Genomic DNA, 26,369 nt, shown 5'->3' with positions numbered 1-26,369 from the left:
CTGATCCACCCCGAAGGGCTTCACCGTTCGACTTGCATGTGTTAAGCACGCCGCCAGCGTTCGTCCTGAGCCAGGATCAAACTCTCCGTGAATGTATACTCGGCCCCACAATCAAGCAGAGCCGGTCCACACCCGCGTTGAGCGGCACGGCAACCACCGGAATAGGGTGATCCCGCGCACTGCGTCCTCGCTAGTGTTTGTTTCAAAAGGAATCTCCAACCCCGATCAGACGATCGAGGCCGGGGATGTCAACATATCTGGCGTTGACTTTTGGCACGCTGTTGAGTTCTCAAGGAACGGACGCTTCCTTCGGACCGCCTTCCAGCGGGCCCTCCGGGCGCTTCGTTCTTTCGTGTTTCAAGCTTATCAGATGTTTTCCGCTCCGTTTTCCGGAGTTTCATTCATCGGATTCGCTTTCCGCTTTGTCGCCCCGGTCTCCCGCGGCGACTCCGGAACTGTACGGGGACCGGCCCACCACATGCAAATCGCCTCCGCCCGGGGCTCCGGGCGGAGGCGATCCACTGTCAGGTACGCCGTCAGGCGCGGCCCATCTCCTCGGCTATCGCCGCCGCGAAGGCGTCGATGTCGGCCTCCGTGGTGTCGAAGGAGCACATCCAGCGCACCTCGCCGGTGTGCTCGTTCCAGAAGTAGAAGCGGTAACGCTTCTGCAGCCGCTCGCTGACCTCGCGCGGGAGGATCGCGAACACCGCGTTGGCCTGGGCCGGGCGCACGACCTCGATGCCGTCGATCTTCCGGACCGCCGCCTCCAGCCGGCTGGCCATCGCATTGGCGTGGCCGGCGTTGCGCAGGTAGAGGTCGCCCGAAAGCAGTGCCTCGAACTGAACGGAGACGAAGCGCATCTTCGAAGCGAGCTGCATCGAGGTCTTGCGCAGGTACTTGATGTTGCGCACCCGCTCCGGGTTGAGCACCACCACGACCTCGCCGAGCAGCAGGCCGTTCTTCGTACCGCCGTAGGACAGGACGTCCACGCCCGCGTCGGTGGTGAACTCCCGCATCGGGCGGCCGAGCGCCGCGGCGGCGTTCGCCAGGCGGGAGCCGTCCATGTGGACGAGCATGCCGAGCTGGTGGGCGTGCTCGGTGATCGCGCGGATCTCGTCGACCGTGTAGAGGGTGCCGAGCTCGGTGCTCTGGGTGATGGAGACCGCGAGCGGCTGCGCGCGGTGCTCGTCGCCGAAGCCCCAGGCCTGCTGGTCGAGCAGCTCGGGGGTGAGCTTGCCGTCCGGGGTGGAGACGGTGTGCAGCTTGATGCCGCCCATCTTCTCCGGGGCGCCGCCCTCGTCCACGTGGATGTGGGCGGTGTCGGCGCAGACCACGGCGCCCCAGCGCGGCAGCAGCGACTGGAGGGCGACCACGTTGGCGCCGGTGCCGTTGAAGACGGGGTAGGCCTCGGCCTTGTCGCCGAAGTGGCGACGGAAGACGTCCTGGAGGTGCGCGGTGTAGTCGTCCTCGCCGTAGGCGACCTGGTGGCCCCCGTTGGCGAGGGCGATCGCGGCGAGGACCTCGGGGTGCACGCCGGCGTAGTTGTCGCTGGCGAAGCCGCGGACGGCGGGGTCGTGCCGCCGTACCGCGTCCGTACGGGTGAGGTCGGTCATCGGGCTGTCAGCCACAGGTGCTGTCCGTTCAGTTCTGCTGCGGGGCGGTCCCAGAGGTCCGCCAGGTGTCCGGCGAGGTCGGCGGTGTCGGTGAAGCCCGCGAACTTGGCCTCCGGCTTCTCGGCCCGCATCTCGGGGCTGACCAGCGCCTTGATGACCAGGATCGCAGCCGCGGCGGTGGGCTCGCCGTCCGGGGAGGTGGTCTCCTTCTTGAAGGAGTCGGCCATGGCGAGGGTCCAGGCCTCGGTGGCGGCCTTGGCGGCCGCGTAGGCGGCGCCGCCCGCGGTGGGCTTGTGGGCGGCCGCGGCGGAGACCATGGCGTAGCGGCCGGCCGGGCTGCGGACCAGCGCGGGCTGGAAGGCCAGCGAGGTGTGCTGGAGGGTGCGCACGACGGTGTCGTGCAGGAAGTCCCAGTCGTCCAGGCGGCTGTCGAAGAAGGTCTTGCTGCCGCGCCAGCCGCCGACCAGGTGGAACAGGCCGTCGACGTGGCCGTGCTCGGCCTCCAGGTGGTCGGCCCAGTCGTGGACCTCCTGCGGGTCGAGCAGGTCGATCACCTGGCCGCTCACCTTCGCTCCGCGCACCGCGACCCGGGTGGCGTCCAGGGCGGACTCGAGGCGCCGGGGGTCGATGTCGGCGCCGATCACGGTGGCGCCCTCGGCGGCGAGGCGGCGCAGCACGGCCTGGCCCGCCGGGCCGCTGGCTCCGGCGACGGCGATGACCTTGCCGGCCAGCTTGGTGGTGGGGTTGGTGGTCACGCGGCGACTCCCTGGATACCGGTGCCGGTGATGCCGGCGGTGGCGGCAATGACGCCGCGGAGCTTCTTGGACAGGGCCTCGTAGAACATGCTCAGCGGGAACTCGTCCGGGAGCACGGCGTCGCACAGCGCCTTGTTCAGGGCCTTGCCGTCGGTGATGTCGAGCGGGAGGGCCTCCGGGCCCTTGGCCCAGGTGGAGGCCGGGTGCGGGGTGAGGTAGCGGGAGACCAGCTCGTAGGCGGCGATCCAGTGGGCCGGCTTGGGCCGGTCGATGCCGTCGCGGTAGAGGGTCTCGATGTCGGCGCAGAGGGCGTTGGTGACCTGCGGGGCGCGCTCCCAGTCGATGGTGAGGCGGTTGTCGCGCCAGCGCAGCGCGTCGTGCTTGTGCAGGTACGCGAAGAGCAGCTGGCCGCCCATGCCGTCGTAGTTGCGGACGCGGTCGCCGCTGACCGGGAAGCGGAACAGCCGGTCGAAGAGGATCGCGTACTGGACGTCGCGGGCGTGCGGGTTGCCCTCGGTCTCCAGCTGCACCGCCTCCTTGAAGGTGGTGAGGTCGCAGCGGAGCTCCTCCAGGCCGTACATCCAGAACGGGCTGCGCTGCTTGATCATGAAGGGGTCGAACGGCAGGTCGCCGTGGCTGTGGGTGCGGTCGTGGACGAGGTCCCACAGCACGAAGGTCTCCTGCGCGCGCTGCTGGTCCTCGAGCAGGCCCTCGGCGTCGGCCGGGATCTCGAGGCCGAGCTGCTGGACGGCGCTGGTGGTGACGGCGCGGAAGCGGGCGGCCTCGCGGTCGCAGAAGATGCCGCCCCAGGTGAAACGATCCGGCGCCTTGCGCACGGCGACCGTCTCGGGGAAGAGGACGGCGGAGTTGGTGTCGTAGCCGGCCGTGAAGTCCGTGAAGGTGATCGGCACGAACATCGGGTTGTCGAAGCGGGTGCGCTCCAGCTCGTCCAGCCACTCGGGCCACACCACGCGCAGCAGGACGGCTTCCAGGTTGCGGTCCGGGTTGCCGTTCTGGGTGTACATCGGGAAGACGACCAGGTGCTCCAGGCCGTCCTCGCGCTGGTCGGCGGGCTGGAAGGCGAGCAGCGAGTCCAGGAAGTCGGGCTCCCGGTAGCCGGTGTCGGCCCACTTGGCGAGGTCCGCGTCGACGGCGGCCAGGTAGGCGGCGTCGTGCGGGAAGTGCGGGGCGAGCTCCTCGATGGCCGACCGGACGGTGGCGACCAGCGGGTCGACGGTGTGGCGCTGGACCGCGGACAGGTCGATGGAGCCGTCCTTGGACTGCAGCGGGCGCAGGGTCTCGACGGCCTCCTTCAGGCGCAGCCACGCCGGCTGGGCGGCGAGGGTCGAGACCGGGGCGTCGGCCGCCGCAGCGAGCCTTGGCGAAAGATTCTGCATCGTGGACTCACTTCGACAGGAGTTATTTCAACGAGGACACCATAAGTACGAGAGGTTCTCCCGTTCAAGGGGGGTCCGACCGGCAAAACTTCCGTGCGGTGCCGTCCCGGCGCCAAAAGCTCCGTCGGCAGGCCCTGTTGTCCGGCATGTGGACGGTTTCCTGGATGTTCTGGACAGGTGCGCCGTTCTGATGCGAATCTCCCCGCATGCTCGCGGAGGTGATCACGGTGGCCGAGCGCCACGACGGCCCGTTCCGGGCGCCCTCCCGTCAGCAGGCCTGTTGTCGCCGCCGCTGTCGCCCGCAGGGCCGCTGTCGCCGCTGTCGCTGATCCGGCCGCAGCGGTCGCCCCGGCCGCGGCCGGCCCGCCGCCGCTGACCGGCTCGGGGCGCCGCGGACGCGGGCCCGTACGCCGACCATGCCGTGTGTGTTCCGGCGCCGCCACCGGGGGGAAGTGACCCGCCGGGAAGCGGCCCGCCCGGCTCGGCTCCCCCAGCGCCGCGCCCGATCCCGCCCCTCCCCCGTCCCGCCCGGTCCCTCGCCCCCTGGAGCCCTGCCATGAGCCTCCGCAAGCCGTCCGCCGTCCTGCCCTTCGCCGCGCTGGCCGTCGTCGCCGCCGCGCTCTCCGGGTGCGCCCCGCAGGACGCCAAGTCCGACGGGGCCGCCACCGGCACCTCGGCCACCGCCGGGTCGCCGGCGAGCTGCGCGCCCGGGGCGCTGGCGACGCGGACCGCCGGAAAGCTGACCATAGGCACCGACAAGCCGGCCTACGACCCGTGGTTCTCCGAGGACAAGCCGGAGAACGGCAAGGGCTTCGAGTCGGCCGTGGCGTACGCGGTGGCCGGGAAGCTGGGCTACCCCCAGGACAAGGTCGGCTGGGTGGTCGCGCCGTTCGGCAAGGCGACGGCGCCGGGCGCCAAAGACTTCGACTTCGACATCAACCAGGTGTCCATCAGCGACGAGCGCAAGCAGGCGGTGGACTTCTCCTCCGGCTACTACGACGTGCGCCAGGCGGTCATCGCGCTCAAGGGCTCCAAGGCCGCGGGCGCGAAGAGCATCGCCGACCTCAAGGGCGCCAAGCTGGGCGCCCAGATCGGCACCACGAGCCTGGACACCATCACCGGCACCATCAAGCCGAGCAGCCAGCCGGCCGTGTTCGACTCCAACGACCTGGCGAAGGCCGCGTTGAAGAACGGTCAGGTCGAGGCGCTGGTGGTGGACCTGCCGACGGCCTTCTACATCACCGGTGCCGAGGTGCCGGAGGCCCAGGTGGTGGGGCAGTTCGAATCGGCCTCCCAGGGCGAGCAGTTCGGCCTGGTGCTGGACAAGGGCTCCAAGCTGACGCCGTGCGTGTCGCAGGCGGTGGACGCGCTGCGCGCGGACGGGACGCTGGCCAAGCTGGAGAAGCAGTGGCTGTCCGACGCCGTCTCGGCGCCGGTGCTGAAGTGAGCGCGGAGGGGGGCCCGGCCGGGCCGGTCGACACGGTGAACGGCCCGGCGGGCCCGGCCGGTGCGGCTTCCCCGGCCGGGGACGACGGGTACCGCCCGTCCGAGCGGCGGCTGGCGCACGAGGCGTACCGGCGGGCCCGGGCCCGCCGCTCGGCGCTGGTCGCCACCGCCTCGACCACGGCGACGGCCGTCGTGCTCTACCTACTGGTCGTCAACTCCCCCGGCTGGGAGGTGACCCGGCGGACCTTCTTCAACCTGGACTACGCCCGCCAGGCGCTGCCCGACGTGCTGCGCGGGCTGCGGCTCAACCTGGAGCTGATGCTCGGCTGCGGCGTGCTGATCCTGGTGTTCGGGCTGCTGCTCGCGGTGCTGCGGACGCTGCGCGGGCCGGTCTTCCTGCCGGTGCGGCTGCTGGCCACCGCGTACGTGGACTTCTTCCTCGGGCTGCCGATGATCATCTGCCTGCTGGTGATGATCACCGGGGTGCCGGCGCTGCGGCTCACCGGGGTGACCACCGATCCACTGCTGCTGGGCGGGGCCGCGCTGGTGCTGACGTACTCGGCGTACGTGTCGGAGGTGTTCCGCTCCGGCATCGAGTCGGTGCACCCGAGCCAGCGGGCTGCCGCGCGCTCGCTGGGGCTGACCAATGCGCAGGCCATGCGGTACGTGGTGCTGCCGCAGGCGGTGCGCCGGGTGGTCCCGCCACTGATCAACAACCTGGTCAGCCTGCAGAAGGACACCGGGCTGGTCTCGATCGGCGGCGCGATCGACGCGGTGTACGCGGCGAAGATCCTCGCGGCGCACTCCTTCAACTTCACGCCGTACCTGGTGGCGGGGCTGGTGTTCATCGTGCTGACCGTTCCGCTGACCCGGGTCGCCGACTGGCTGACCGGGCGGATGAACCGTCGGCAGCTGCAGGGAGGTGCGGTGTGAGCGGGACGCAGGTGCTCCGGCTGGAGTCGGTGCGCAAGAGCTTCGGCGGCCAGGTGGTGCTGCGCGACGTGGACCTCGCCGTGCCCGAGCACTCGGTGACGGCGCTGATCGGGGCGTCCGGCTCCGGGAAGTCCACCCTGATGCGGTGCGTCAACCTGCTGGAGGGGATCGACGACGGCGCGATCTTCCTGGACGACGAGGAGATCACCGACCCGCGGGCGGACCAGGACGCCGTGCGGCGCCGGATCGGGGTGGTGTTCCAGTCGTACAACCTGTTCCCGCACATGACGGTGCTGGAGAACATCACGCTCGCCCCGCGCCGGGTGCACCGGGTCGGACGGGCGGAGGCGGAGGCGAAGGCGCTGGCCCTGCTGGACCGGCTCGGGCTGGCCGCCAAGGCCGGGGAGTACCCGGACCGGCTCTCCGGCGGACAGCAGCAGCGGGTCGCCATCGTGCGGGCGCTGGCGGCCGGACCCCGGCTGCTGCTGCTCGACGAGATCACCGCGGCGCTCGACCCGGTGCTGGTCGGCGAGGTGCTGTCGGTGGTGCGGGACCTCAAGGAGCAGGGGATGACGATGGTCCTCTCCACCCATGAGATGGGGTTCGCCCGCGAGGTCGCCGACCAGGTCTGCTTCCTGGACGGCGGGGTGGTGCTCGAACAGGGGCCGCCGGAGCAGGTGTTCGGCGATCCGCAGGAGGAGCGGACCCGGCAGTTCCTGAGCCGGATCGTCGCCTCGGGGCGGCTCCAGGGCTGAGGAACCGCCGGCCCGGCGGGCGCCCGGCGGGCGCTCGGCGGGGGCGCGGGTCTCCCGGGGTGGAACGCACAACGGCGGTCACCACAGTGCGCCCCCGTACGCGCCCTGGCCGCGCCGGGGGCGGAGCGGTGATCGTGGACGGGACGATCGTCCGCGCCCCGGGAGGCCGCCGTTGCACGGTCCCACCCTGGTCAACTGGCTCCTCGCCCTCCTCACCGCCACCGCCGGCGCCTACTGCCTGACCCGCCTGCGGCAGTCCCCCTGTGCCCCCGCGGCCCCCGGGCCGCACCGCCCCCACCCGGCGCTGGCCCGGGAGTCCGACGCCGCCGAGGCGCTGATGGGGCTCGGCATGGCGGCGATGGCCGTCACCGGGGCCACCGTCCCGGCGGCCGTGTGGGCCTGCCTGTTCGGCCTCCCGGCGGCCGTCTTCCTGCTGGCCGCCCTGCACACCCCCAGCGGCCGGGCGCACCGGCTGCACCACGCGGTCGGCGCGCTCGCCATGACGTACCTGGCCCTCGCGATGACCGCCTCCCCGGCCGGGCACCACCACGCCGCCGCCCTCGGCGCGCCCCTGTTGACCGGCGCGCTGCTGCTCTACTTCGGGGGCTACGCGCTCTGGACCGGCGCCCGGCTGCTGCGCACCCCGGCCGGCACCCTCGCCCTCGGCACCACCGGCCTGCCGCGGGCCTGCCGGCTGGCCATGGGGATCGGCATGTTCGCGATGCTCCTGACCATGTGACGCGCCCGGCCGCGGCCGACCCCCCAGCCGCCCCCGCCGCCCGTACCGGACCCGCGCGTGGCGTTGGTCACTGGCCCGTCGAAAGCCGTTCCACCGGGCGTTGGCAGCGCATAGGTTGGCGGGGAGCGCGTTGTCGCGTTCCGTGCGTACTCGGGGAGCCCATGCGATGACTGCCCTGATCGGCCTGCTGCTGCTCGGCCTGCTGCTCGCCACCGTCGTGCCCCGGCTGCTGGCCCGGGCCCGCTGGGTGGAGCGCGAACCGGTGCTGGCGCTGCTGGTGTGGCAGTGCGTCGTGGTGGCCGTCCTGCTGTGCTGCGCCCTGGGCCTGGTCCTCGCCGCCTCCGCCGCCGAGCCCGCACTGCGCGCCTGGGTGTTCGCCGGCGCCCCGCACGGCGTGGAGGCCGCGTACGGCCTGCAGGACGCCGAGGGCTGGGGCCGGCTGTGCGCCGCGGTGTTGGCCGCGGGTGCGCTGCAGACGGTGCTGGCGCTCACCCGCGAGGTCCGGACGGCCAAGGCCCTGCGCGACCGCAGGCACGCCCAACTGGCGACCCGGGCACCCGAGTTGCCCGAGGCCATCGAGGCCGCCCGGAGCCGCCGGGAACGGCTGGTGGTGCTGGAGAACGTCCGCCCCGAGGCCTGGTCGCTGCCCGGCCCGGACTCCCGCCTGGTGGTCACCACCGGCGCCCTCCAACAGCTCACCGACCGGGAGTTGGCGGCCGTGCTGAGCCACGAGCGCGGTCACGTCCGGGCCCGGCACCACTGGCTGCAGCAGTTCGCCCAGGCGCTCGCCTCCGGCTTCCCCGGCATCGGGGTGTTCCGCGCCTTCCGGGACCAGGTCGCGGAGCTGGTCGAGCTGGCCGCCGACGACCGGGCGGCCCGGCGGCACGGTCGGCACACCACCGCCCTCGCGCTGGCCGAACTCAACCTGGACCGCGGGGTGTTCGGCTCCTGCCCGCCCGGCCTGGCGCAGTCCCCGAAGCGGGTGGACCGGCTGCTCGCGGGCCGCCCCCGGCTCTCCGTGCCGCACCGGCTGCGGCTGACCGCCGTCGCCCTGGCCGCACCCGCCGCGGCCGTCCTGCTGGCCGTCGCCCCGGGGCTCCACTCGCTGCTCTGACCGCACCCGTCCGTGAGCTACCCGCCGTACCGAGCACGGAAGTTGACTAGGCGTCAGACAGAAGCGGAGGACTCTCCGCAGAGCGGGGCGAACCGGCCGCCGAGCGTCAGTCCGAGCACCTCACGGTGGAGCGGCCGGGCCTGATCGTAGCGCTCCCGCCCGGCCGGGGTGAGGGCGATCATGATGCCCCGCCGGTCGCTCGGGCACATCTCCCGGGTCACCAGCCCGCCCTTCTCCAGGCGGGCGATCAGCCGGGAGAGCGCGCTCTGACTCAGATGGACGGTGGGCGCCAGCTCGCTCGACCGCAGGGCCGCCCGGCCCTCGGCCTCGCAGCCCTCCACCAGGCGTTCCAGCACCTCGAACTCGCTCATGCCCAGCCCGTACTTCTCGCCGAGCTCGCGGTCGAGCGCGCAGACGGCAGCGGCGTGGCGGGCCAGCAGCTCGCGCCATTCCGCGATGAGACCGGCCTCCGCCGAGGCTTCGTGGGGGTCGGGTTCAGCCACGCCGCCAGATTAGCACGTGCATCGTAAATTTATGCGTTCACATCTTATTCATTTGCATTGGATGCATGTGCATGTACTGTCCTCCCCATGACCACCGCGACCGCCACGTCTCCCGACGCTCCGTCAACCAGCGGGCTGAACTGGACACCCCGCCTCTGGGGCACCCTGATCGTGCTCTGCGCCGCCATGTTCCTGGACGCCCTGGACGTCTCGATGGTGGGCGTCGCCCTCCCCTCGATCGGCTCCGAACTGCACCTCTCGACCTCCACCCTGCAGTGGGTGGTCTCCGGCTACGTGCTCGGCTACGGCGGCCTGCTGCTGCTCGGCGGCCGCGCCGCCGACCTGCTCGGGCGCCGCCGGGTCTTCCTGGTCGCCCTCGGCGCCTTCGCCGCCGCCTCGCTGGTCGGCGGGCTGGTCGACGACGGCGGCCTGCTGATCGCGGCCCGCTTCCTCAAGGGCGTCAGCGCCGCCTTCACCGCCCCCGCCGGACTGTCGATCATCACCACGACCTTCGCCGAGGGCCCCGCCCGCAACCGGGCGCTGTCGATCTACACCACCTGCGGCGCCAGCGGCTTCTCGCTCGGCCTGGTGCTGAGCGGACTGCTCACCTCGGTCGGCTGGCGCTGGACCTTCCTGATGCCCGTCCCGGTCGCGCTGCTCGCCCTGGTGTTCGCCGTCCGTCTGCTCCCCCGCCCGACCGAGGAGCCCGCCAAGGGCGGGTACGACGTGCTGGGCGCGATCACCGGCACCACGACCGTGCTGCTGCTGGTGTTCACCGTGACCGAGGCCCAGGGCGCCGGCTGGCTGAGCCTGCGCACCCTCGGCTCGCTGCTCGTGGTCGCCGCGCTGGCCGCCGCCTTCCTGCTGGTCGAGAGCCGCGCCGCCCATCCGCTGGTCCGGCTCGGCATCTTCCGCAACGGCTCGGTGGCCCGGGCCAACATCGTCGCCTTCGCGATGACCGGCGCGTACGGCGGCTTCCAGTTCGTCGTCACGCTCTACCTCCAGCACCTGCTCGGCTGGTCGGCCCTGCAGATGGCCCTGGGCCTGCTGCCGGCCGGCGCGTTCATCGCGCTCTCGGCCCCGTTCATGGGCCCGATCGTGGACCGCTTCGGCACCGGCCGGCTGCTGCCGATCGGCCTGCTGGCCCTGGCCGCAGCCTTCGCCCTGTTCCTGCGACTGGACGAGCACAGCTCGTACCCGGTCCTGGTGCTGCCCTCGATGCTGCTGCTCGGTGTGGGCTTCGCGCTGGCCTTCCCCTCCGTGAACATCGCCGCCACCGACGGGGTGGCCGACGAGGAGCAGGGGCTGGCCTCGGGCCTGGTGAACACCGCGATCCAGGTCGGCACCGCGGTGGTGCTGGCCGGGGCGACCGCGATGATCACGGCCGGGAGCGCGGGCGGCGACAGCCCGCAGGCCCAAATGGACGGCTACCGGCCGGCGCTGGTCCTGGTCACCGCGGTCGCCGTGGTCGGACTGGCCGTGGCCGCGATCGGCGCCCTGGTGGACCGGCGCCGGACGGCAACTCCCGTATCGGTGCCGGATTATGATTATCCGTCTGCCGGGCCGTCCGTCGCCCGGACCGAAGTCCTGAGCGAGCGCTGACCCACTGGCCCCCGCCCCGGCCGACCCCGGCCGTCGGGCACTGGCGCCGGCTCCACCAAACCCCCGTGTTGGTGGAGCCGGCCGTCTTTTGTACCGGCTGGCCCGGACGGCGCCCGCCAGGGCACGGTTCCACGGCGCGGCTGCCGGCTCCGCAAGTATATTGGCCCGGAGTCAACGAACGTTCGGAGCAGACACGATGGCACCTCGCGGGGATTCGGTCAACGAGGAGATGCGGCAACGCTCCCGCCGACGCATCATGCGGGCCACCGTCGAACTGGTTGACCAGCGCGGTTACGCCGGCACCACGCTGACCGACATCGCCGAGCGGGCCGGCCTCGCCCGCGGCCTGCTCTCCTACTACTTCGACGGCAAACGGCTGCTGATGCAGGCCGCCACGCACCGGCTGATGCACCAGGCGCTGTCCGGCGCCCTGGCCGAGCTGCCGCCGGACGCCACCCCGGAGTGCCGGCTGGCCCGCGCGATCGACGCCGTCCTCGGCCTGGCCATGGACCACCCCCGGGTGATGCGCTCGCACCTGGCGCTGATCCTCGACCCGGACACCGGCGCCTTCGTCCAGGAACCCGAGCAGCAGCAGCTCGGCGCGATCCTCCAGGGCCTGCTCGTCGACTGGGGCGCGACGGACCCGGTCGCCGAACACGCGGTGCTGCGCAGCGCGCTGATGGGCGGCTGCATCGGGGTGCTGCTGCCGGGGGCGGAGATCCCGCTGGCGCCGATCCGGGCCGACCTGTTCCGCCGCTACGACCTGGCCTGGGAACTGGGCCGCCCGCCGCAGCCGCTGCCGCCGGAACGCGAACGGCCGCGGGCCCGCGGTTGACGGGGCCTGCGGCCGAACGGTCTCTCGAGCGCTCCCCGGAACACGGGGACCGGGGAGATCCCCCGCTCCCCGCCCGGGAGTTGGTCAGCGCTCCTTCAGGATCGAGGACAGCAGGTCTATGGTGCGCTCCGGCGTGAGGCTGTCCACGCAGAGCCGCTCCATGACCTGGATGTACGCGTCGACGTCGTCCCGCTTGTCCAGGTACAGCGCACTGGTGAGCTGCTCCAGGTAGACCACGTCCGCGAGGTCCTGCTCCGGGAAGCGCAGGATCGTGAACGCACCGGACTCGCCCGCGTGCGCGCCGAAGCGGAACGGCATGACCTGGATCACCACGTTGGCCTGTTCGGCGACGTCGATCAGGTACTGCACCTGACCGCGCATCACCTTGGGCCCGCCGACCGGCCGGCGCAGCGCCGCCTCGTCGATGACCGCCCACAGGCGCGGGCTGGTGCCCTCGGTCAGCAGCTTCTGGCGGCGCAGCCGCAGGCTGACCCGCCGCTCGACCTCCTCCTCGCTGATGACCGGTCGACTCTGGCCGAAAACCGCCCGTGCGTACTCCTCGGACTGCAGCAGTCCGGGGATGAACTGCACCTCGTAGGTGCGGATCAGCTGGGCGGCCTCCTCCAGGCCGACGTAGGTCTGGAACCAGCCCGGCAGCACGTCGTTGAAGCTGTGCCACCAACCGGACTTGTTGGCCTCGCGGACGAGGCCGAGCAGGGCCTCCCGCTCCAGGCCGTCGTCGACGCCGTAGAGACTCAGCAGGTCGGCGACGTCACGCTCCTTGAAGCTGACCCGGCCGAGCTCCATGCGACTGATCTTGGACTCGGACGCGCGGATCGCGTAGCCCGCGTCCTCTCGGGTGATGCCGCGTGCCTCGCGAAGGCGTCGCAGCTGCGAGCCGAGGAGGATCCGGCGGACCATCGAGCCGCCGCCCGGCTGAACTGTGGTCATGCGGTCGAAACCTCCACCTAGGGCAAACAGCGCACAGTCTGCCATCAGTTGAGCGCTCACGGTGCCGATACTGACGGATGTTCCTATCAGTTCCGCACTCCGCACACCAGGATGCACGTGCATCCGGCGCTTGCATATGCCAATAGTGCGACTGCACGTGAATCGACTCTTGCATCTGCAGTGAGCGCACACCACCATGGTGCACGTGCACCTGCACATCCCTGGCAATCCCGCGGGCTCCGCGTCGACCCCACGCGCGACTCCGTGCACCGGCCCGACGGCGTCCCCCGCGCCATCGGGCGTTCGAGTGCGCGCGCGCCTGGTCGAGGGGGCGGCCGAGCGGCCGAGCGAGTCGGAGGTGACCGGCATGACCCCGGCGGGTCCAGCCGTGTCCGCCCCCTTATGGGAGGAGCTCTTCATGAGCACCGGTACGGCTTTGGCGGTTGACCCCCATGTGGTCACCTGTACGCTCGCTCCTCGCTTCGAAGCCGTGAGAACCGCGCGCGACTTCGCCCGGACCGCTCTCCAGCGCTGGGGCCTGATGGAGCTGTTCGACGACGTCGCACTGGTGGCCTCGGAACTCGTGACCAACGCGCTCCGGCATGCGATCGGCGCACGGCCCGACCCGTCGGGCGGCGCCCTGGGCGAGTACGACTTTCCCACACAGCCGACCCCGGAGGGGCGGCTGCCGATCCGAATAAGCCTGGTGCACCGCGCACCCCAGGTGGTCTGCGCGGTGAGCGACCCGAGCAGCATCGGCCCGGTGGCCCGGGAGGCGGACTTCGTCGCCGAATCCGGCCGCGGACTGCACCTGGTGGAGTCGTTCAGCCGCTCCTGGGGCTGGCACCCGCTGGGCAGCGGCAAGGTGGTCTGGGCCATGTTCGAGGCGGAGCCCGGCCACGGAAACGGACTCGACGGCGGTCGGCTGGACGCCAGCGGGCTCAACGCCAGTGGGCTCAACAGCAGCGGGCTCGACGGTCACGCCCTGGACGGTCGGGTCGAAATCGGTGGACGACACCGGCGCTCGGCCTAGCGCCGCACGGCGCACGGCCGGCCGAGGGACGACCCGGGAGGACCACACCCCGGGCCCTTCAGCCCGCCCCGGCTCCGGAGGGCCGGCCGGATCTCCGCGCCCGCCCGACCCGTGCCCCACCGGCCCGCACCCGACCGGCCAGCGGCCCCGGCACCCCGGCAGGCCCCGCCGGACGGTCCGCCGTGGGACCGGTCACGAGCGTGACGGGCCGCCGGACCGCACGAAAGACAAAGGCCGTCGTGGTGTCAGCACCCACGACGGCCCCCCGATGGTGAAGCTGCGGCCGGTCAGACCGCCAGGTGGTCGAACTCCCCGTCCTTGGCCCCCAGCAGCAGGGCGGCGATCTCGGCCCGGGTGTAGATGAGCGCCGGGCCGTCCGGGAAGCGCGAGTTGCGCATCGCGACGTCGCCGCCCGGCAGGGCCGCGAACTCGACGCAGTTGCCCTGGGAGTTGCTGTGCCGGCTCTTCTGCCAGACCACCCCCGTGAGCTCGGCGGCGGCCATCCCGTTGTAGGTGTGGTTGGAGCCGTGCGTGTCCTGCGAGTCGTGCATAGAAGTCTCCCGAAGAGCTCCGGAGTTGTCGTCCAGCGCGGCGCCCCGGCACCCGCCGAACGAACGGACCGGCCCCGTACCGGCCCGGCACAACGCCTCACTTGACGCGATGATAGCCGCAGTGCACGTGCATCAGCACGGGACATTGCAGGTGCATAAGGCCTTTTACCCGCCGCCGCGAACTCTTCACGGACCCTTCTCCTGACGGTACGTAAACGGACATAGCCGACTGAATCGACGGCCCGTCCATAACCGGCCGTGAGCGGCCCCCCGCTGAATGTTGATCTTCGAATGCCGGGAGTCGCACCACTGTGACGCTCCGTCAGACCGTCCTCGGCCTGTGAGACATCTCACGCACTTCTCATGCAACGGCCCGCCCCTCGGGACACGTCTGGGCAACTGCGCGGGTTCGTCCGGGGCTTGGGCGAAGAATGTCCGGATTGTAGGCAATCGGCCCGGACCGGCACGACGGGGACACGGCCTCCGCACCACGGCCGCCCGAAACCCGTACGGCAGCCGACTGCAGGCCTGACGGGCAGATGTCCTACGATCTCCGGCATGAGCACCGCAGCCATCCCGGGCGCGCCACTGCCCGTCCGCACTCCAGGCTCCCGTGCGCGGGGGCGCCACCGCCGCCCCGAGCGCCCCGAGATCCGCACCGGCTCGCCGGCCCTGGTGCTCGCCGTTCCGGCGTCCGCGGGGCCCGAGTCCCGTTCGGTCGTCGAGGAGCTGCTGTCGATCGTCCGCAGCGAGCACACCGGCGTCCAGGCCGCGGTCGGCTACCTCCCGACCGCCGGCACCGAGGCCTCGGAGGAGCGCACCGTCGCGGAGCTGCTGGCGACGGCCGCCGAGGCCGGACTGCCGACGCCCGTCGTGGTGCCGCTGGTCCCGGGCCCGCACGACTTCCTGACCGGACTTCACGCCCTCGCCGCCGAGTACGGCGCGACCGTCACCGACGCCCTGGGCCCGCACCCGCTGCTCGCCGAGGCCGTCCACGTCCGGCTGTCCGAGGCCGGGCTGGCCCGGGCCGACCGGGCCCGGCTGTTCGCCATCGCGACCGCCGCGGACGGCGTGGTCCTGACCACCGTCGGCGGCGAGGACGCGGCCGCCGCGGCCGGGATCACCGGCGTACTGCTGGCCGCCCGGCTGGCCGTCCCGGTCGTCGCCGCCGCGCTCGACGTGCCCGGCTCGGTCGCCGCGGCCGTCAACCACCTCAAGGAGACCGGCTCCGAGCGCCCGGCACTGGCCCCGCTCGTCATCGGCCCTGAGGCGGACTCCGAACTGCTCGCCACGGCCGCCGAGGAGACCGGCTGCCCGTCGGCGGCGCCGCTCGGCGCCTACCCGACCGTCGGCCAGCTGATCGCCTCCACCTACCTGGCCGCGCTGCCGACGCCGACGGCGGAGGAGCTCGCCGAGGCCGAGGCGGAGGCCGCCGCCACCGGCGGGGCCGGGGAGGGCTCCCGCCGCGCCCACGCGGCCGCCGAAGGGCCCGTGGAGGGCTGACACAGGCCGGTCGTACCCCCGCCGGCCACCGCCGGCGGACCCGCACCACCCAAGGGCCCGGAACGACTTCGTTCCGGGCCCTTTCGACGTGTTCTGATTCGCCCCACTGCAGAACTAAAGGGAGCTAAGCGGGCAATGCCATGCAATGTCCGTTTCCGGCACATTTGTCGATGAAGGGCCGGCGCATTGCCCGGCGCTCGATTCACTGCCGCTCCCCCCGGCTCACCGGCGCACCCCTGTTGCACTCCAACGCTCCGTCATCTCGTTTCTGAGGCGGAGCCAGTTGCAAGAATCCGCCGCGATATTGCTGGAAAACGATCATTTCCGATCATGAATTTCGCGCCATTTGGAGTTTCTCACTAAACCGTGATGTGCATCACAGGTATTTGCAGTTTGAACTTAAGTCTGCTTAACGTGCTCCCCGTTCGTGACCACACGGACCCAGTTCATCCGCGACGCCGAGTCCTGCCGTCGGATGTCCTGGCAAGCGCGAAAACGCATCACGGCAGGAGCGGGGGAACCACAGGTAAGCCGCCCCGGACCGATTTCCGAAACGGTCCAGGGCTAGGGGTGAAGCCGCGCCCACAGCGCGGCCGGGCAACTCCAGCCCGAATCCGACAGCTCACCTCGCAGGCGTGGGAGAGGACCGCGTCTTCATGCTGCCTTCCAACGGCAACCGCCTGTCCAGCCGCACCCGTCGCGTGATCGCCGCCCTCGGCGTCGCGGGCGTCGGCCTCACCATCCCCTGCCTGACCACCGGCACCGCGAACGCCGCCCCCGTCTCCACCTGGGACAAGGTCGCCCAGTGCGAGAGCAGCGGCGACTGGAGCATCAACACCGGCAACGGCTTCTACGGCGGCCTCCAGTTCACCTCCAGCACCTGGGCGGCCTTCGGCGGCAACGCCTACGCCCCGCAGGCCAACCAGGCCACCAAGGACCAGCAGATCGCCGTCGCCGAGAAGGTCCTCGCCTCGCAGGGCCCCGGCGCCTGGCCGGTCTGCTCCGTCCAGGCCGGGCTGACCAAGGGCGGCGCCGCCGCCTCCGTCGACACCTCGGCCGGCTCCGCGGCCGCCAAGCCCGCCGCCAAGCCCGCCCAGACCGGCACCCCGGCCGCGAAGCCCGCCAAGCCGGCCGCGCCCGCGCAGGACCAGGCGCAGGCCTCCGGCGACTCCGCCAACAGCACCTGGGCCAAGAAGCAGCAGGCCCAGGCCCAGGCCGCCGGCTACACCGTGGTCGACGGCGACTGGCTGTCCTCGATCGCCGACAAGCACAACGTCCAGGGCGGCTGGCAGCGGCTGTACGAGCTCAACCGCAGCACCCTCACCGAGGGCCCGGACACCATCTACCCGGGCGAGCAGCTGACCTTCGGTGACGACGCCTCGGCCCAGGCCGACCAGTCCGCCACCAAGTCCGGCTCGGACTTCACCTGGTTCAACCGCTCGCAGAAGGCCGGTCAGGCCTCGAACGGCGGTGCCGTGAACGCCAAGCCGGCCGCCCAGAAGCCCGCGTCGAAGCCGGCCGCCCAGGCGCAGACCCCGGCCGCGGCCCCGGCCGCCTCCGGCAGCATGGCCGCCGCGGTCTCCTTCGCCGAGTCGAAGGTCGGCCAGGCGTACGTCTACGGCGGCACCGGCAACGGCGGTTGGGACTGCTCCGGCCTGACCCAGGCCGCGCTGCGCGCCGCGGGCATCAACATCCCGCGCGTCGCCGCCGACCAGGCCGCCGCCAGCACCCACGTGTCGCTGGACAGCCTGCAGCCGGGCGACCTGCTGTTCTGGTCGAACAACGGCCAGGACTCCGGCGTCTACCACGTCGGCATCTACGTCGGCAACGGCCAGTACGTCGAGGCCGCCAACCCGAGCGTGGGCGTCCGCCTGCAGACCGTCGCCAACTGGGCCCCGGACTTCGCCGGCCGGGTCTGACGTATCTGAGTAACCGCGAACAGCTGACGCCGAAGCCCCGGGAAGAGCTCGCTCGCTCCTCCCGGGGCTCCGGCGTACCCGCGGGAAGTACCCACGCGACGCACCCGCGCGACGCGCCGCCGCCGGAAGCCGAACGCCCGGATTCCGCATGGTCAAACTCCGGCCCGCGGGGCATGCTGCTGCTCTGCACCCGAGGAGGAGTCACCATGGCCCAGGTCACCATCACCCTCGACGCGAACCTCGCGATCGACGCGATGCTGCTCTCCGGCACCAAGAACCCGCAGGACGCCGTCGAACTGGTCGTGCGCGACTACCTGGCCCGCGGCCGCCGCACCGAGACCCGGACCGGCGAAGCGGCCGACGGCCACCGGGTCTCCACCGACCGCCCGGCCGCCCAGGAGGGCTGACCGCCCGCCGGCCGCGCGACCGCCCGAGAAGGCCGAGCCGGCCGCGGGAGCCGAAGGGCCACCACACGCCGACGGGCCCCGGAGAGCAACCGCCCTCCGGGGCCCGTCAGTTGGCCCGGTCCGCCCGGCCTCAGCGCGCGCAGGCCCCGGTGGAGCCCCGCATCACCAGCTCCGGCTGGAACATGAACTCCCCGCGCTGGGCGGAGTTCCCGCCGACCTCCTCCAGCAGCGCGTCCACCGCCGCCGTCGCCATCGCCTCGACCGGCTGGCGGATCGTGGTCAACGGCGGCTCGGTGAAGGCGATCAGCGGCGAGTCGTCGAAGCCGACCACCGACACGTCGTGCGGCACCGACAGCCCGCGCTGGCGCACCGCCCGGATCGCCCCGAGCGCCATCATGTCGCTGCCGCAGACGATCGCCGTGCAGCCCTTGTCGAGCAGCGCGCCGGCCGCCGCGTGCCCGCCCTCCACGCTGAACAGCGTGTGGTGGACGAGCTCCTCGGCCTCCTCCCGGCTGCGCCCGAGCACCTCCCGCATCGCCGCGGTGAAGCCCTCGATCTTGCGCAGCACCGGCACGTACCGCCGCTGCCCGACCGCCAGGCCGATCCGCTCGTGCCCGAGCTCGGCCAGGTGCTGGACGGCCATCCACATCGCGGACCGGTCGTCCGGCGAGATGAACGGCGCGTCGATCTTCTCGCTGTAGCCGTTGATCAGCACGAACGGCACCCCGCGCCCGGACAGCCGGGCGTAGCGGTCGTGGTCCGCCGTGGAGTCGGCGTGCAGCCCGGAGACGAAGACGATGCCCGCCACGCCCCGGTCGACCAGCATCTCGACCAGTTCGTCCTCGGTGGACCCGCCGGGCGTCTGGGTGCACAGCACCGGGGTGTACCCGTGCCGGCTGAGCACCTGCTCGATCACCTGCGCCAGGGCGGGGAAGATCGGGTTGCTCAACTCCGGTGTGATCAGCCCGATCAGGCCCGCACTGCGCTGGCGCAGCCGGGTCGGCCGCTCGTAGCCGAGCACGTCGAGCGCGGCCAGCACGGTCTGCCGGGTCGCGGCGGAGACGTTCGCCTTGCCGTTGAGTACGCGGGAGACGGTGGCTTCGCTGACCCCCGCCTGCGCCGCGATGTCTGAGAGTCGCGCCGTAGTCACGGGCCCAGAGCCTATTGCACCCACGTCAGACCGCCCACCAGCCGGTGCTGTCCGGTGCGAGCACGGTCTCGCCGCCGTCCACCACGAGTTCGGTCGAGGCGAGCAGCAGTCGGCCGGGGGCGGGGATCCGCACCGGTTCGCCGGTGGTGTTCACCGTGCAGACGAAGTCGCCGCGCCGGAAGGCCAGGGTGCCCTCGGGGCCGTCCAGCCACTCGACCTCCGTGCCGGCGCCGAGGTCGGACTGCGCCCGCCGGACGGCCAGCGCGCTGCGGTAGAGCTCCAGGGTGGAGGAGGGGTCGCCGGTCTGCGCCTCGACGCTCAGCTCGGCCCACTCGGCCGGCTGCGGCAGCCAGGACGGCCCGCCCGCGACCGGTCCGAAGCCGTACGGGGCCTCGGTGCCGGACCACGGGATCGGCACCCGGCAGCCGTCGCGGTAGCCGTCCTGGCCGGCCTGGCGGAAGAAGGACGGGTCCTGGCGGACCTCGTCGGGCAGGTCGGTGACGTCCGGCAGGCCGAGCTCCTCGCCCTGGTAGACGTACGCGGAGCCGGGCAGCGCGAGCATCAGCAGGGTGGCGGCGCGGGCCCGGCGCAGGCCGAGCGCGCGGTCGCCGGGGGTGCGGATCTGGGTGCCGAGGCCGGGCTCGTTGGCGAAGCGGGTGGCGTGCCGGGTGACGTCGTGGTTGGACAGCACCCAGGTGGTGGGGGCGTCCACCGGGCGCATCGAGTCGAGCGAGAGGTCGATCACCGAGCGCAGCGCGGCGGCCTCCCAATCGGTGCCCAGGTACTGGAAGTTGAAGGCCTGGTGCAGCTCGTCGGGGCGGACGTAGTTGGCGGTGCGCTGGACGGTCGGGGTCCAGGCCTCGGCGACGCCGATCCGCTGCCCCGGGTACTCGTCGAGGATCTTGCGCCAGCTGCGGTAGATCTCGTGCACGCCGTCCTGGTCGAAGAACGGCATGACGTCGTTGCCGAGCAGCTTGAGCTGGTCGCCGCCGCCGAGGTCGGGCAGGCCGGGGGCCTTGACCAGGCCGTGGGCGACGTCGATCCGGAAGCCGTCCACGCCCATGTCCAGCCAGAACCGCAGGATCGAGCGGAACTCGTCGGCGACGGCCCGGTTCTCCCAGTTGAAGTCGGGCTGCTCGGGGGCGAACAGGTGCAGGTACCAGTCGCCGGGGGTGCCGTCCGGGTCCTCGGTGCGGGTCCAGGCCGGGCCGCCGAAGATGGACTCCCAGTCGTTGGGCGGCAGTTCGCCGTTCCCGCCCTTGCCGGGACGGAAGTGGTAGCGGTCGCGCAGCGGGGAGCCGGGGCCCTCGCGCAGGGCGCGCTGGAACCACTCGTGCTGGTCCGAGGAGTGGTTGGGGACGAGGTCGACGATGATCCGCAGCCCCAGCCCGTGGGCGTCGCGGATCAGCGCGTCGGCGTCCAGCAGGGTGCCGAACATCGGGTCCACGGCGCGGTAGTCGGCGACGTCGTAGCCGGCGTCGGCCTGCGGCGAGGCGTAGAAGGGGGAGAGCCAGACGGCGTCCACGCCGAGGTCCCGCAGGTAGGGCAGGCGGCTGCGGATGCCGGGCAGGTCGCCCATGCCGTCCCCGTTGGAGTCGGCGAAGCTGCGCGGGTACACCTGGTAGATGACCGCGTCCCGCCACCAGTCTCTGGACGCGCCGACGTTCGCCTCGTGAGCGGCGTCGGCGGCAGGCCGGGAGGTGTCGGCCAGGTTCTGGGTCATGGACGGTATCCCTTGGGGACTAGAGGAGCGGGCAGCGCCGGTTCGTCGGGCGGCGCTGGAACGGCGGTGGGCCTCAGGACTTGGAGGCACCGGCGGTCAGGCCGGTGACCAGGTGGCGCTGCACCAGGTAGAAGAAGGCCGCGGACGGGATCGCGATCAGCACGGCGGTGGCGGCCATCAGGTTCCACTGGGCGTCGTGCTCGCTGACGAAGCTCTGCAGGCCGACGGCGAGCGTGTACTTGTCGGAGCTGAGCATGAAGGTGGAGGCGAACGGCACCTCGGCCCAGTAGGTGAGGAAGGAGTAGAACGCGGCCACCGCCAGGCCCGGGCGGGCGAGCGGCAGCACCAGCCGCCAGAAGGTGCCGAACGGGCTGAGCCCGTCGACCCGGCCGGCCTCGTCGATCTCCACCGGGATGGTGTCGAAGTAGCCCTTCATCAGCCAGGCGCAGTACGGCACGGTGGTGGTGGAGTAGACCAGGATCAGCCCGGCGTAGCTGTCCAGCAGGTCGAGCGCGGAGAGCATCGTGTACATCGGCACGATCAGCACCGCGATCGGGAACATCTGGGTGACCAGCAGCGACCACATCAGCGGCTTGTGCCCGGGGAACCTCATCCGGGAGACGGCGTACCCGGCGGTCGCGGCGAGCAGCACGCCGAACACGGTGGTGACGCCGGCGACCAGCAGGGAGTTGCCGAACCAGGTGAAGAAGTCGGTGTCGCCCAGCACGTGCTGGTAGTTCGACAGCGTGAGCTTGCCGAAGATGTCGCCGGGGTGGAGGTAGTCGTTCTTGTCCGGCCCGAGCGAGACGAAGAGGATCCAGCCGATCGGGAACAGCGCGATCAGGCTGGCGAGGATCAGGACGCCGTGGGACAGCGCCTTGGACAGCGGGCTGCTCTCGCCGCGCGGCCGGTGCTTGGCCGGCCGGGCGGCCGGGGCCGCGGCCGCCGCGGGGGCGGGGCGTTCGGTGGTGGTGCTCATCGGGTTACCTGCCTTCGTGGGTCAACTGGGTCCGGGGCCTGGGGCGAGACGGGCCCCTAGGGCGTGTCAGACACGCCTTAGCCGTTGGCCTGCTCGTTGCGGGCGAGCCAGCGCCGGTAGAAGGCGGTGAAGACGATCAGGATGGACAGCAGGATCACGCCGTACGCGGCGGACCCGGCGTAGTCCCGGGGGATCTGGCCGAAGCCCAGGCGGTAGGCCCAGGTGACCAGCAGCTGGGCGTCCGGGGCGCCCTTGCCGAACAGCAGGAAGATGACGTTGAACTGGTTGAACGTCCAGATCACGCCGAGCAGCACGACGGTCGAGGAGACGCTGCGCAGCCCGGGCAGGGTGATGTGGCGGAACTGCTGCCAGCGGGTGGCGCCGTCCATCTCGGCGGCCTCGTACAGCTCGGCCGGGATCGACTGGAGGCCGCCGAGCAGCGAGATCATCATGAACGGCACGCCGGCCCAGGTGTTGACCAGGATCGCGGCCGCCTTCTGCGCCCACGGGTCGGTGAGCCAGCCGGGCTCGGGCAGGTGCAGCGCGGAGAGCACGGTGTTGACGACGCCGCCGTCGGAGAGCATCAGGCGCCAGGAGAAGACGGTCACGAAGGTCGGGACGGCCCACGGGAGGATGAGCAGCATCCGGTAGGCGGCGCGCCCGCGCAGCTTCTTGTTGAGCAGCACGGCCAGGCCGAGGCCGAGGGTGTAGTGCAGGCTGACGCAGATGACCGTCCAGGCGATGGTCCACACGAAGTGGGACCAGAAGCGGTCGTACGAGCCGGGGCCCCAGAGGATGTCGGCGTAGTTGTGGAAGCCGATGTACTGGTAGCTCGCCGGGATCTCGTTGACGCCGATCTTGCGGGCGACGTTGAGGCTGTTGGCGTCCGTGAGGGTGAGCCAGATGCCTTCGACGAGCGGGTAGAACACCAGCGCGCCGAGCACCACCACGACCGGGGCGATCATCGCGTAGGCGTACCAGTGCTTGGCGTAGGAGCGCTTGAGGCGTTCCAGCGGACCGGGACGCTGATCGCGCTCCTGGCTGCCCTTGCCGGTGGCGCCCTGCACGGCGACTGACATCGTTTGCACCTTCTCGGGATCTCTCGGGGAGGCCGGCGGCCTCCGGAAGCCGACGGCCTCGGGGGAGCCGACGGCCCGGCCCGCCGGGGTCGGCGGGCCGGGCTGCGGGGACTACTTGGCGAAGCCCGGCAGGAGCTTGGCGTAGTCCGTGGCCACGGTGTTCAGCGCGTCCTGGGTGCTGGTGCCCTGGACGGCCTTGCCCAGGTTGGTGCCGAGCGAGTCGAACAGCGAGCTGTACTCGGGCAGTTCGGGGCGCGGCTTGGCGCTGCCGAGGATGGCCTGGAAGCCGGCGATGCCCGGGTCGGCCTTGACGTCGGCGGTGAAGGCGTCGGTGCGGGTCGGCAGGGTGGAGTTCTTCTGCGCGATGAAGGCCTGGCTCTCGGCCGAGGTCATGAAGGCGGCGAACTTCTCGGCGGCGGCCTTGTGGGCCGCGTCGGCGCCGGCGTAGACGGCGATGTTGTGGCCGCCGGTGGGGGCGCCGGCCTTGCCGCTGGAGCCGCCCGGGACGGGGGCGATGCCGAGGTTCTTCTTGTCGGCGAAGGCGGAGCCCTTGTAGATGTTGGTGATCTCCCAGGGGCCCTGGATGATCGCCGCGACCTTGCCGCTGTTGAAGGCGTCCATCATGTGGGCGTAGGCGTCGGTGGTGACGTCCGCCTTGACGGTGCCGGGCGAGGTGAACATCGACTTGTAGGTCTCGATGCCCTTGACGGCCTCGGGCGAGGTGACGGTGATCTTCTTGCCGGCGGCGTCGACGGTGTCGGTGCCCTCGCCGAACAGGAACGGCATCGCGTAGTAGCCGTCGGCGGCCTTCATCCAGAAGCCGTCCACGCCCGCCTTGTCCTTGACGGCGGCGGCGTCGGTCTTCAGCTCGTCCCAGGTCTTGGGGGCGTCGGTGATGCCGGCCTTGGCGAAGAGGTCCTTGTTGTACAGGAGGCCGAGGGTGTCGGTGACCAGCGGGACGCCGTACAGCTTGCCCTCGTACTTGGCCTGCTGGATCAGGCTGGGCTGGAAGGCCGAGGTGTCGGCGGCGGCGGGGGTGCCGTCCAGCGGCTCCAGGAAGCCGGCCTTGGCGAAGGCGGCGGTCCAGCCGACCTCGGAGCGGAAGACGTCGGGCGCGCCCTTGGCCCCCATGGCGGTCTGCAGCTTGTTCTGCGCCTGGTCGAACGGCACGTTGACGAAGTTGACCTTGATGTCCGGGTTGGCCGCCGTGAACTTCTTGGCCAGTTCCTCGTAGTTCGGAGCCTCGTTGGTGGCGTTCGACGTGTCCCAGTAAGTGAGGGTGACCGGGCCGCCGGCCTTTCCGTCGGAGCCGGAGCCGCCACTGCTGCCACAGGCAGCCATCGAGACCGCGAGGGCCACAACGAGGGCAGAGGCCGCGATGCCACGCCGCATGAGAACTCCTTGGGAGGGTGGGGGTGCCCGAGATGTTCCGAGACAGGCGCATAATGGCTGCCTCGTGCCGACCGCACCGTTGCTGCCGTCGGGCTCGGGAAGGAAGTTAACAGCGGCGCGAGATCGACGGAAAGGTCTTGCAGCAAGTTTCTGCAAGAAACCGCGATCGTTACACCCGCGTGTCCGGGACGTGGCCGCACGGTAGTGGACAGTGCGGCGCAGTGTTCATCTTTGTCCGTTTCGCCCCGCCCCGGGGTGGCCGGCGGAACCACCGTCCGTGACTGAAAGCCGCTTGCAGCAGACTGGGCGCATGCGCATCAGAGCCGTCACGAAGGACGAACTGCCCCTGCTGACCGAACTGGAGCGGGCCGCCGGAGCCCCGTTCGCGGAGATCGGGATGCCGGAGGTCGCCGAGGACGAGCCCCCGGCGCCGGAGCAGCTGGCCGGCTACCTGGAGCACGGCACCGCCCTGGTCGCCGAGGCCCCCGACGGGACGATCGCCGGCTACCTGCTGGCCGAACCGGTGGACGGCGCCCTGCACGTCGAACAGGTGTCGGTCCACCCCGACCACGCCCGCCGGGGCATCGGCCGGGCCCTGATCGAGCACCTCGCCGCGGGCACCGACGCCCCCGCGCTCACCCTGACCACCTTCGCGGACGTCCCCTGGAACGCCCCCTACTACGCCCGCTGCGGCTTCCGCCCGCTCACCGACGCCGAGCTCACCCCCGGCCTGCGCCGGATCCGCCGCCAGGAGGCCGAGCACGGCCTCGACCGCTGGCCCCGGCTCTGCATGCGCCGGGACCTGGACCCGCACGTCCCCTAGTTGACCCCGAGCCGCAGCACCGTGGTCGAGCGGAACTCCTCCCCCGGCCGCAGCACGGTGCTCGGGAACGCCGGGTGGTGCGGGGAGTCCGGGAAGTGCTGGGTCTCCAGCGCGATCCCGGCGAACGGGCCGTACGGCACCCCGCGCGCGCCGGTGACCGCGCCCTGGAACTTGTTCGCGGTGTAGACCTGGACGCCCGGCTCGGTGGTCAGCACCTCCAGGGTGCGGCCGCTGACCGGGTCCTCCAGCAGCGCCGCCCGCGCCGGGCCGCCGTCCGCCGGGCGGGCGCGCAGCACCCAGTTGTGGTCGTAGCCGCCCGGACCGGCCAGCTGCGGGTGCTCGTCGTGCACCGACTTGCCGATCGGGGTGGCCACGGTGAAGTCGAACGGCGTGCCGGCCACCGGCTCGGTCCGCCCGTACGGGATCTGCCGCTCGTCGGCCGGGGTGTACTCGTCGGCGTCCAGGGTGAGCAGGTGGCCCAGGACGTCGCCGCTGCCCTCACCCGAGAGGTTGAAGTACGCGTGGTTGGTCAGGTTGACGACCGTCGGCCTGGTGGTGACGGCGCGGTAGTCGATCACCAGCTCGCCGCCCGCTCCCGGGGTGTGCGACAGGGTGTAGGCGACCGTGACGTCCAGCGCGCCCGGGAAGCCCTGGTCGCCGTCCGGGCTGTGCAGCCGCAGCAGCACACCGCCCTCGACCGGCTCCGCCGCCCACATCCGCTGGGCGAAGCCGTCCGGCCCGCCGTGGAGGGTGACCCCGCCGCCGGTCGGGGCGAGCGGGTGGTCCTCGCCGTCGATGGTGACGACGGAGCCGTCGATCCGGTTGGCGTACCGGCCCACCACCGTGCCGTAGTGCCGCGCCGGGCCCAGGATCTGCGCCAGCTCGTCGGTGGAGAGCAGCAGTTGGGCCGGGCGGCCGGCCCGGTCCGGGGCGCTGAGGGTGTGCAGGGTGGCGCCGAGGCTCAGCACACTCGCCTCGTACGGGCCGGAGTTCAGCGTCCAGCGCTGGATCGCCGCGCCCGCGCCCGAGGGGTCGAGGGGTTCGCGGCGCACAGTGGTGGCCTCGCTCGCCATGGCCTGCTCCTCACTGGCGGCGGCGGTACCGCCCCGCCCGGTGTCCCGATCCGTCCGGGGCGGCGTCGCGGCGGCCCCCCGTGGTGTCCGTCAG

General features: G+C 71.8%; 23 protein-coding genes, 1 rRNA gene, 1 pseudogene and 1 riboswitch. Of the genes and pseudogenes, 12 read left to right on the top strand and 13 right to left on the bottom strand.

The features are described from left to right. The 4 genes from ACFVXG_RS06405 to ACFVXG_RS06390 form a co-directional block, all read right to left on the bottom strand. A 16S ribosomal RNA gene (locus ACFVXG_RS06405) occupies positions 1-92 on the bottom strand; the annotation flags it as partial. A gap of 444 nt (positions 93-536) precedes the next feature. Next, positions 537-1,613 (bottom strand): threonine aldolase family protein, encoded by a 1,077-nt coding sequence (locus ACFVXG_RS06400; protein ID WP_387924903.1) that lies wholly within the window; start codon positions 1,611-1,613, stop codon positions 537-539. Then, the gene (locus ACFVXG_RS06395) at positions 1,610-2,368 is read right to left on the bottom strand and encodes an SDR family NAD(P)-dependent oxidoreductase (RefSeq protein ID WP_350505995.1); all 759 of its coding nucleotides are present in this window, start codon (positions 2,366-2,368) and stop codon (positions 1,610-1,612) included. The genes ACFVXG_RS06400 and ACFVXG_RS06395 overlap by 4 nt, the downstream gene beginning before the upstream one ends. Continuing rightward, positions 2,365-3,765: a DUF6421 family protein gene (locus tag ACFVXG_RS06390; protein ID WP_387924850.1), complete on the bottom strand. Its 1,401-nt coding sequence runs from the start codon at positions 3,763-3,765 to the stop codon at positions 2,365-2,367. Before ACFVXG_RS06390 ends, ACFVXG_RS06395 begins: the two co-directional genes overlap by 4 nt. Before the next feature lie 556 nt (positions 3,766-4,321). Here ACFVXG_RS06390 and ACFVXG_RS06385 point away from each other — a divergent pair. The 5 genes from ACFVXG_RS06385 to ACFVXG_RS06365 all read left to right on the top strand — a co-directional run bounded on the left by ACFVXG_RS06385 (position 4,322) and on the right by ACFVXG_RS06365 (position 8,752). Then, positions 4,322-5,212, top strand: a complete 891-nt coding sequence (locus tag ACFVXG_RS06385) for an ABC transporter substrate-binding protein (protein WP_387924848.1) — start codon at positions 4,322-4,324, stop codon at positions 5,210-5,212. A gap of 35 nt (positions 5,213-5,247) precedes the next feature. Continuing rightward, positions 5,248-6,144: an amino acid ABC transporter permease gene (locus tag ACFVXG_RS06380; RefSeq protein WP_387924902.1), complete on the top strand. Its 897-nt coding sequence runs from the start codon at positions 5,248-5,250 to the stop codon at positions 6,142-6,144. Then, a complete protein-coding gene (locus tag ACFVXG_RS06375; RefSeq protein ID WP_387924847.1) occupies positions 6,141-6,899 on the top strand; it encodes an amino acid ABC transporter ATP-binding protein in 759 nt (252 codons plus the stop codon). The genes ACFVXG_RS06380 and ACFVXG_RS06375 overlap by 4 nt, the downstream gene beginning before the upstream one ends. Positions 6,900-7,071: 172 nt before the next feature. Then, positions 7,072-7,638 (top strand): DUF5134 domain-containing protein, encoded by a 567-nt coding sequence (locus ACFVXG_RS06370; protein ID WP_387924845.1) that lies wholly within the window; start codon positions 7,072-7,074, stop codon positions 7,636-7,638. Positions 7,639-7,804: 166 nt separating this feature from the next. Next, positions 7,805-8,752 carry a M56 family metallopeptidase gene (locus ACFVXG_RS06365; RefSeq protein ID WP_387924843.1) on the top strand — a complete coding sequence of 316 codons (948 nt, stop codon included), beginning with the start codon at positions 7,805-7,807 and terminating at the stop codon, positions 8,750-8,752. Between the two features lie 53 nt (positions 8,753-8,805). On the opposite strand, the gene ACFVXG_RS06360 is transcribed toward ACFVXG_RS06365, so the two are convergent. Continuing rightward, positions 8,806-9,255 carry a MarR family winged helix-turn-helix transcriptional regulator gene (locus ACFVXG_RS06360; RefSeq protein WP_387924841.1) on the bottom strand — a complete coding sequence of 150 codons (450 nt, stop codon included), beginning with the start codon at positions 9,253-9,255 and terminating at the stop codon, positions 8,806-8,808. An 87-nt stretch (positions 9,256-9,342) separates the two neighbouring features. Here ACFVXG_RS06360 and ACFVXG_RS06355 point away from each other — a divergent pair, with 87 nt between their 5' ends. Both ACFVXG_RS06355 and ACFVXG_RS06350 read left to right on the top strand, forming a co-directional pair. Then, positions 9,343-10,857, top strand: a complete 1,515-nt coding sequence (locus ACFVXG_RS06355) for an MFS transporter (RefSeq protein WP_387924839.1) — start codon at positions 9,343-9,345, stop codon at positions 10,855-10,857. Positions 10,858-11,086: 229 nt separating this feature from the next. Further along, positions 11,087-11,692, top strand: a complete 606-nt coding sequence (locus ACFVXG_RS06350; protein ID WP_387924837.1) for a TetR/AcrR family transcriptional regulator — start codon at positions 11,087-11,089, stop codon at positions 11,690-11,692. An 84-nt stretch (positions 11,693-11,776) separates the two neighbouring features. On the opposite strand, the gene ACFVXG_RS06345 is transcribed toward ACFVXG_RS06350, so the two are convergent. Beyond that, a complete protein-coding gene (locus ACFVXG_RS06345; RefSeq protein ID WP_350505985.1) occupies positions 11,777-12,643 on the bottom strand; it encodes a helix-turn-helix transcriptional regulator in 867 nt (288 codons plus the stop codon). Between the two features lie 418 nt (positions 12,644-13,061). Between ACFVXG_RS06345 and ACFVXG_RS06340 the strand changes: the two are divergent. Next, a pseudogene (locus ACFVXG_RS06340) lies at positions 13,062-13,532 on the top strand (ATP-binding protein); the annotation flags it as partial. A gap of 431 nt (positions 13,533-13,963) precedes the next feature. Here the strand turns inward: ACFVXG_RS06340 and ACFVXG_RS06335 are convergent. Further along, a complete protein-coding gene (locus ACFVXG_RS06335; protein WP_350505984.1) occupies positions 13,964-14,227 on the bottom strand; it encodes a DUF397 domain-containing protein in 264 nt (87 codons plus the stop codon). 558 nt (positions 14,228-14,785) lie between these two features. On the opposite strand from ACFVXG_RS06335, the gene ACFVXG_RS06330 reads away from it, so the two are divergent. The 3 genes from ACFVXG_RS06330 to ACFVXG_RS06320 all read left to right on the top strand — a co-directional run bounded on the left by ACFVXG_RS06330 (position 14,786) and on the right by ACFVXG_RS06320 (position 18,056). After that, a complete protein-coding gene (locus ACFVXG_RS06330) occupies positions 14,786-15,730 on the top strand; it encodes a hypothetical protein (RefSeq protein ID WP_387924835.1) in 945 nt (314 codons plus the stop codon). A 478-nt stretch (positions 15,731-16,208) separates the two neighbouring features. Beyond that, positions 16,209-16,379: riboswitch (cyclic di-AMP (ydaO/yuaA leader) on the top strand. Positions 16,380-16,386: 7 nt separating this feature from the next. Further along, positions 16,387-17,649, top strand: a complete 1,263-nt coding sequence (locus ACFVXG_RS06325; protein ID WP_387924833.1) for a transglycosylase family protein — start codon at positions 16,387-16,389, stop codon at positions 17,647-17,649. 206 nt (positions 17,650-17,855) lie between these two features. Next, the gene (locus ACFVXG_RS06320; protein ID WP_387924831.1) at positions 17,856-18,056 is read left to right on the top strand and encodes a hypothetical protein; all 201 of its coding nucleotides are present in this window, start codon (positions 17,856-17,858) and stop codon (positions 18,054-18,056) included. A gap of 130 nt (positions 18,057-18,186) precedes the next feature. Here the strand turns inward: ACFVXG_RS06320 and ACFVXG_RS06315 are convergent, their stop codons facing one another. The 5 genes from ACFVXG_RS06315 to ACFVXG_RS06295 form a co-directional block, all read right to left on the bottom strand. Beyond that, the gene (locus ACFVXG_RS06315) at positions 18,187-19,206 is read right to left on the bottom strand and encodes a LacI family DNA-binding transcriptional regulator (RefSeq protein WP_387924829.1); all 1,020 of its coding nucleotides are present in this window, start codon (positions 19,204-19,206) and stop codon (positions 18,187-18,189) included. Between the two features lie 25 nt (positions 19,207-19,231). After that, positions 19,232-20,929: a glycoside hydrolase family 13 protein gene (locus ACFVXG_RS06310; RefSeq protein WP_387924827.1), complete on the bottom strand. Its 1,698-nt coding sequence runs from the start codon at positions 20,927-20,929 to the stop codon at positions 19,232-19,234. A 73-nt stretch (positions 20,930-21,002) separates the two neighbouring features. Next, positions 21,003-21,908 (bottom strand): sugar ABC transporter permease, encoded by a 906-nt coding sequence (locus tag ACFVXG_RS06305; RefSeq protein WP_387924825.1) that lies wholly within the window; start codon positions 21,906-21,908, stop codon positions 21,003-21,005. Positions 21,909-21,985: 77 nt separating this feature from the next. Beyond that, complete coding sequence (locus tag ACFVXG_RS06300) at positions 21,986-22,987, bottom strand: carbohydrate ABC transporter permease (protein ID WP_387924823.1); 1,002 nt, start codon at positions 22,985-22,987, stop codon at positions 21,986-21,988. 111 nt (positions 22,988-23,098) lie between these two features. Continuing rightward, positions 23,099-24,379 carry an extracellular solute-binding protein gene (locus ACFVXG_RS06295; RefSeq protein WP_387924821.1) on the bottom strand — a complete coding sequence of 427 codons (1,281 nt, stop codon included), beginning with the start codon at positions 24,377-24,379 and terminating at the stop codon, positions 23,099-23,101. Positions 24,380-24,689: 310 nt separating this feature from the next. Here ACFVXG_RS06295 and ACFVXG_RS06290 point away from each other — a divergent pair, with 310 nt between their 5' ends. Then, the gene (locus ACFVXG_RS06290; protein WP_387924819.1) at positions 24,690-25,202 is read left to right on the top strand and encodes a GNAT family N-acetyltransferase; all 513 of its coding nucleotides are present in this window, start codon (positions 24,690-24,692) and stop codon (positions 25,200-25,202) included. On the opposite strand, the gene ACFVXG_RS06285 is transcribed toward ACFVXG_RS06290, so the two are convergent. Continuing rightward, the gene (locus ACFVXG_RS06285) at positions 25,199-26,275 is read right to left on the bottom strand and encodes an aldose epimerase family protein (protein ID WP_387924817.1); all 1,077 of its coding nucleotides are present in this window, start codon (positions 26,273-26,275) and stop codon (positions 25,199-25,201) included. The two genes, ACFVXG_RS06290 and ACFVXG_RS06285, sit on opposite strands and share 4 nt — an antisense overlap. Positions 26,276-26,369 lie beyond the last annotated feature (94 nt).

Source organism: Kitasatospora sp. NPDC058162, assembly GCF_042884005.1.
GTDB lineage: Bacteria > Actinomycetota > Actinomycetes > Streptomycetales > Streptomycetaceae > Kitasatospora.
Note: the sequence above shows the minus strand (reverse complement) of the source record. Positions and strands in the feature narration are given on the sequence as shown.

What these genes read in the sequence shown, in the direction of transcription:
- ACFVXG_RS06295 (WP_387924821.1), bottom strand. Translation starts at nt 24,379, where the DNA reads ATGCGGCGTGGCATCGCGGCCTCTGCCCTCGTTGTGGCCCTCGCGGTC.
- ACFVXG_RS06385 (WP_387924848.1), top strand. Translation starts at nt 4,322, where the DNA reads ATGAGCCTCCGCAAGCCGTCCGCCGTCCTGCCCTTCGCCGCGCTGGCC.
- ACFVXG_RS06330 (WP_387924835.1), top strand. Translation starts at nt 14,786, where the DNA reads ATGAGCACCGCAGCCATCCCGGGCGCGCCACTGCCCGTCCGCACTCCA.
- ACFVXG_RS06285 (WP_387924817.1), bottom strand. Translation starts at nt 26,275, where the DNA reads ATGGCGAGCGAGGCCACCACTGTGCGCCGCGAACCCCTCGACCCCTCG.
- ACFVXG_RS06400 (WP_387924903.1), bottom strand. Translation starts at nt 1,613, where the DNA reads ATGACCGACCTCACCCGTACGGACGCGGTACGGCGGCACGACCCCGCC.
- ACFVXG_RS06300 (WP_387924823.1), bottom strand. Translation starts at nt 22,987, where the DNA reads ATGTCAGTCGCCGTGCAGGGCGCCACCGGCAAGGGCAGCCAGGAGCGC.
- ACFVXG_RS06390 (WP_387924850.1), bottom strand. Translation starts at nt 3,765, where the DNA reads ATGCAGAATCTTTCGCCAAGGCTCGCTGCGGCGGCCGACGCCCCGGTC.
- ACFVXG_RS06325 (WP_387924833.1), top strand. Translation starts at nt 16,387, where the DNA reads ATGCTGCCTTCCAACGGCAACCGCCTGTCCAGCCGCACCCGTCGCGTG.
- ACFVXG_RS06320 (WP_387924831.1), top strand. Translation starts at nt 17,856, where the DNA reads ATGGCCCAGGTCACCATCACCCTCGACGCGAACCTCGCGATCGACGCG.
- ACFVXG_RS06355 (WP_387924839.1), top strand. Translation starts at nt 9,343, where the DNA reads ATGACCACCGCGACCGCCACGTCTCCCGACGCTCCGTCAACCAGCGGG.
- ACFVXG_RS06335 (WP_350505984.1), bottom strand. Translation starts at nt 14,227, where the DNA reads ATGCACGACTCGCAGGACACGCACGGCTCCAACCACACCTACAACGGG.
- ACFVXG_RS06365 (WP_387924843.1), top strand. Translation starts at nt 7,805, where the DNA reads ATGACTGCCCTGATCGGCCTGCTGCTGCTCGGCCTGCTGCTCGCCACC.
- ACFVXG_RS06345 (WP_350505985.1), bottom strand. Translation starts at nt 12,643, where the DNA reads ATGACCACAGTTCAGCCGGGCGGCGGCTCGATGGTCCGCCGGATCCTC.
- ACFVXG_RS06310 (WP_387924827.1), bottom strand. Translation starts at nt 20,929, where the DNA reads ATGACCCAGAACCTGGCCGACACCTCCCGGCCTGCCGCCGACGCCGCT.
- ACFVXG_RS06290 (WP_387924819.1), top strand. Translation starts at nt 24,690, where the DNA reads ATGCGCATCAGAGCCGTCACGAAGGACGAACTGCCCCTGCTGACCGAA.
- ACFVXG_RS06350 (WP_387924837.1), top strand. Translation starts at nt 11,087, where the DNA reads ATGCGGCAACGCTCCCGCCGACGCATCATGCGGGCCACCGTCGAACTG.
- ACFVXG_RS06305 (WP_387924825.1), bottom strand. Translation starts at nt 21,908, where the DNA reads ATGAGCACCACCACCGAACGCCCCGCCCCCGCGGCGGCCGCGGCCCCG.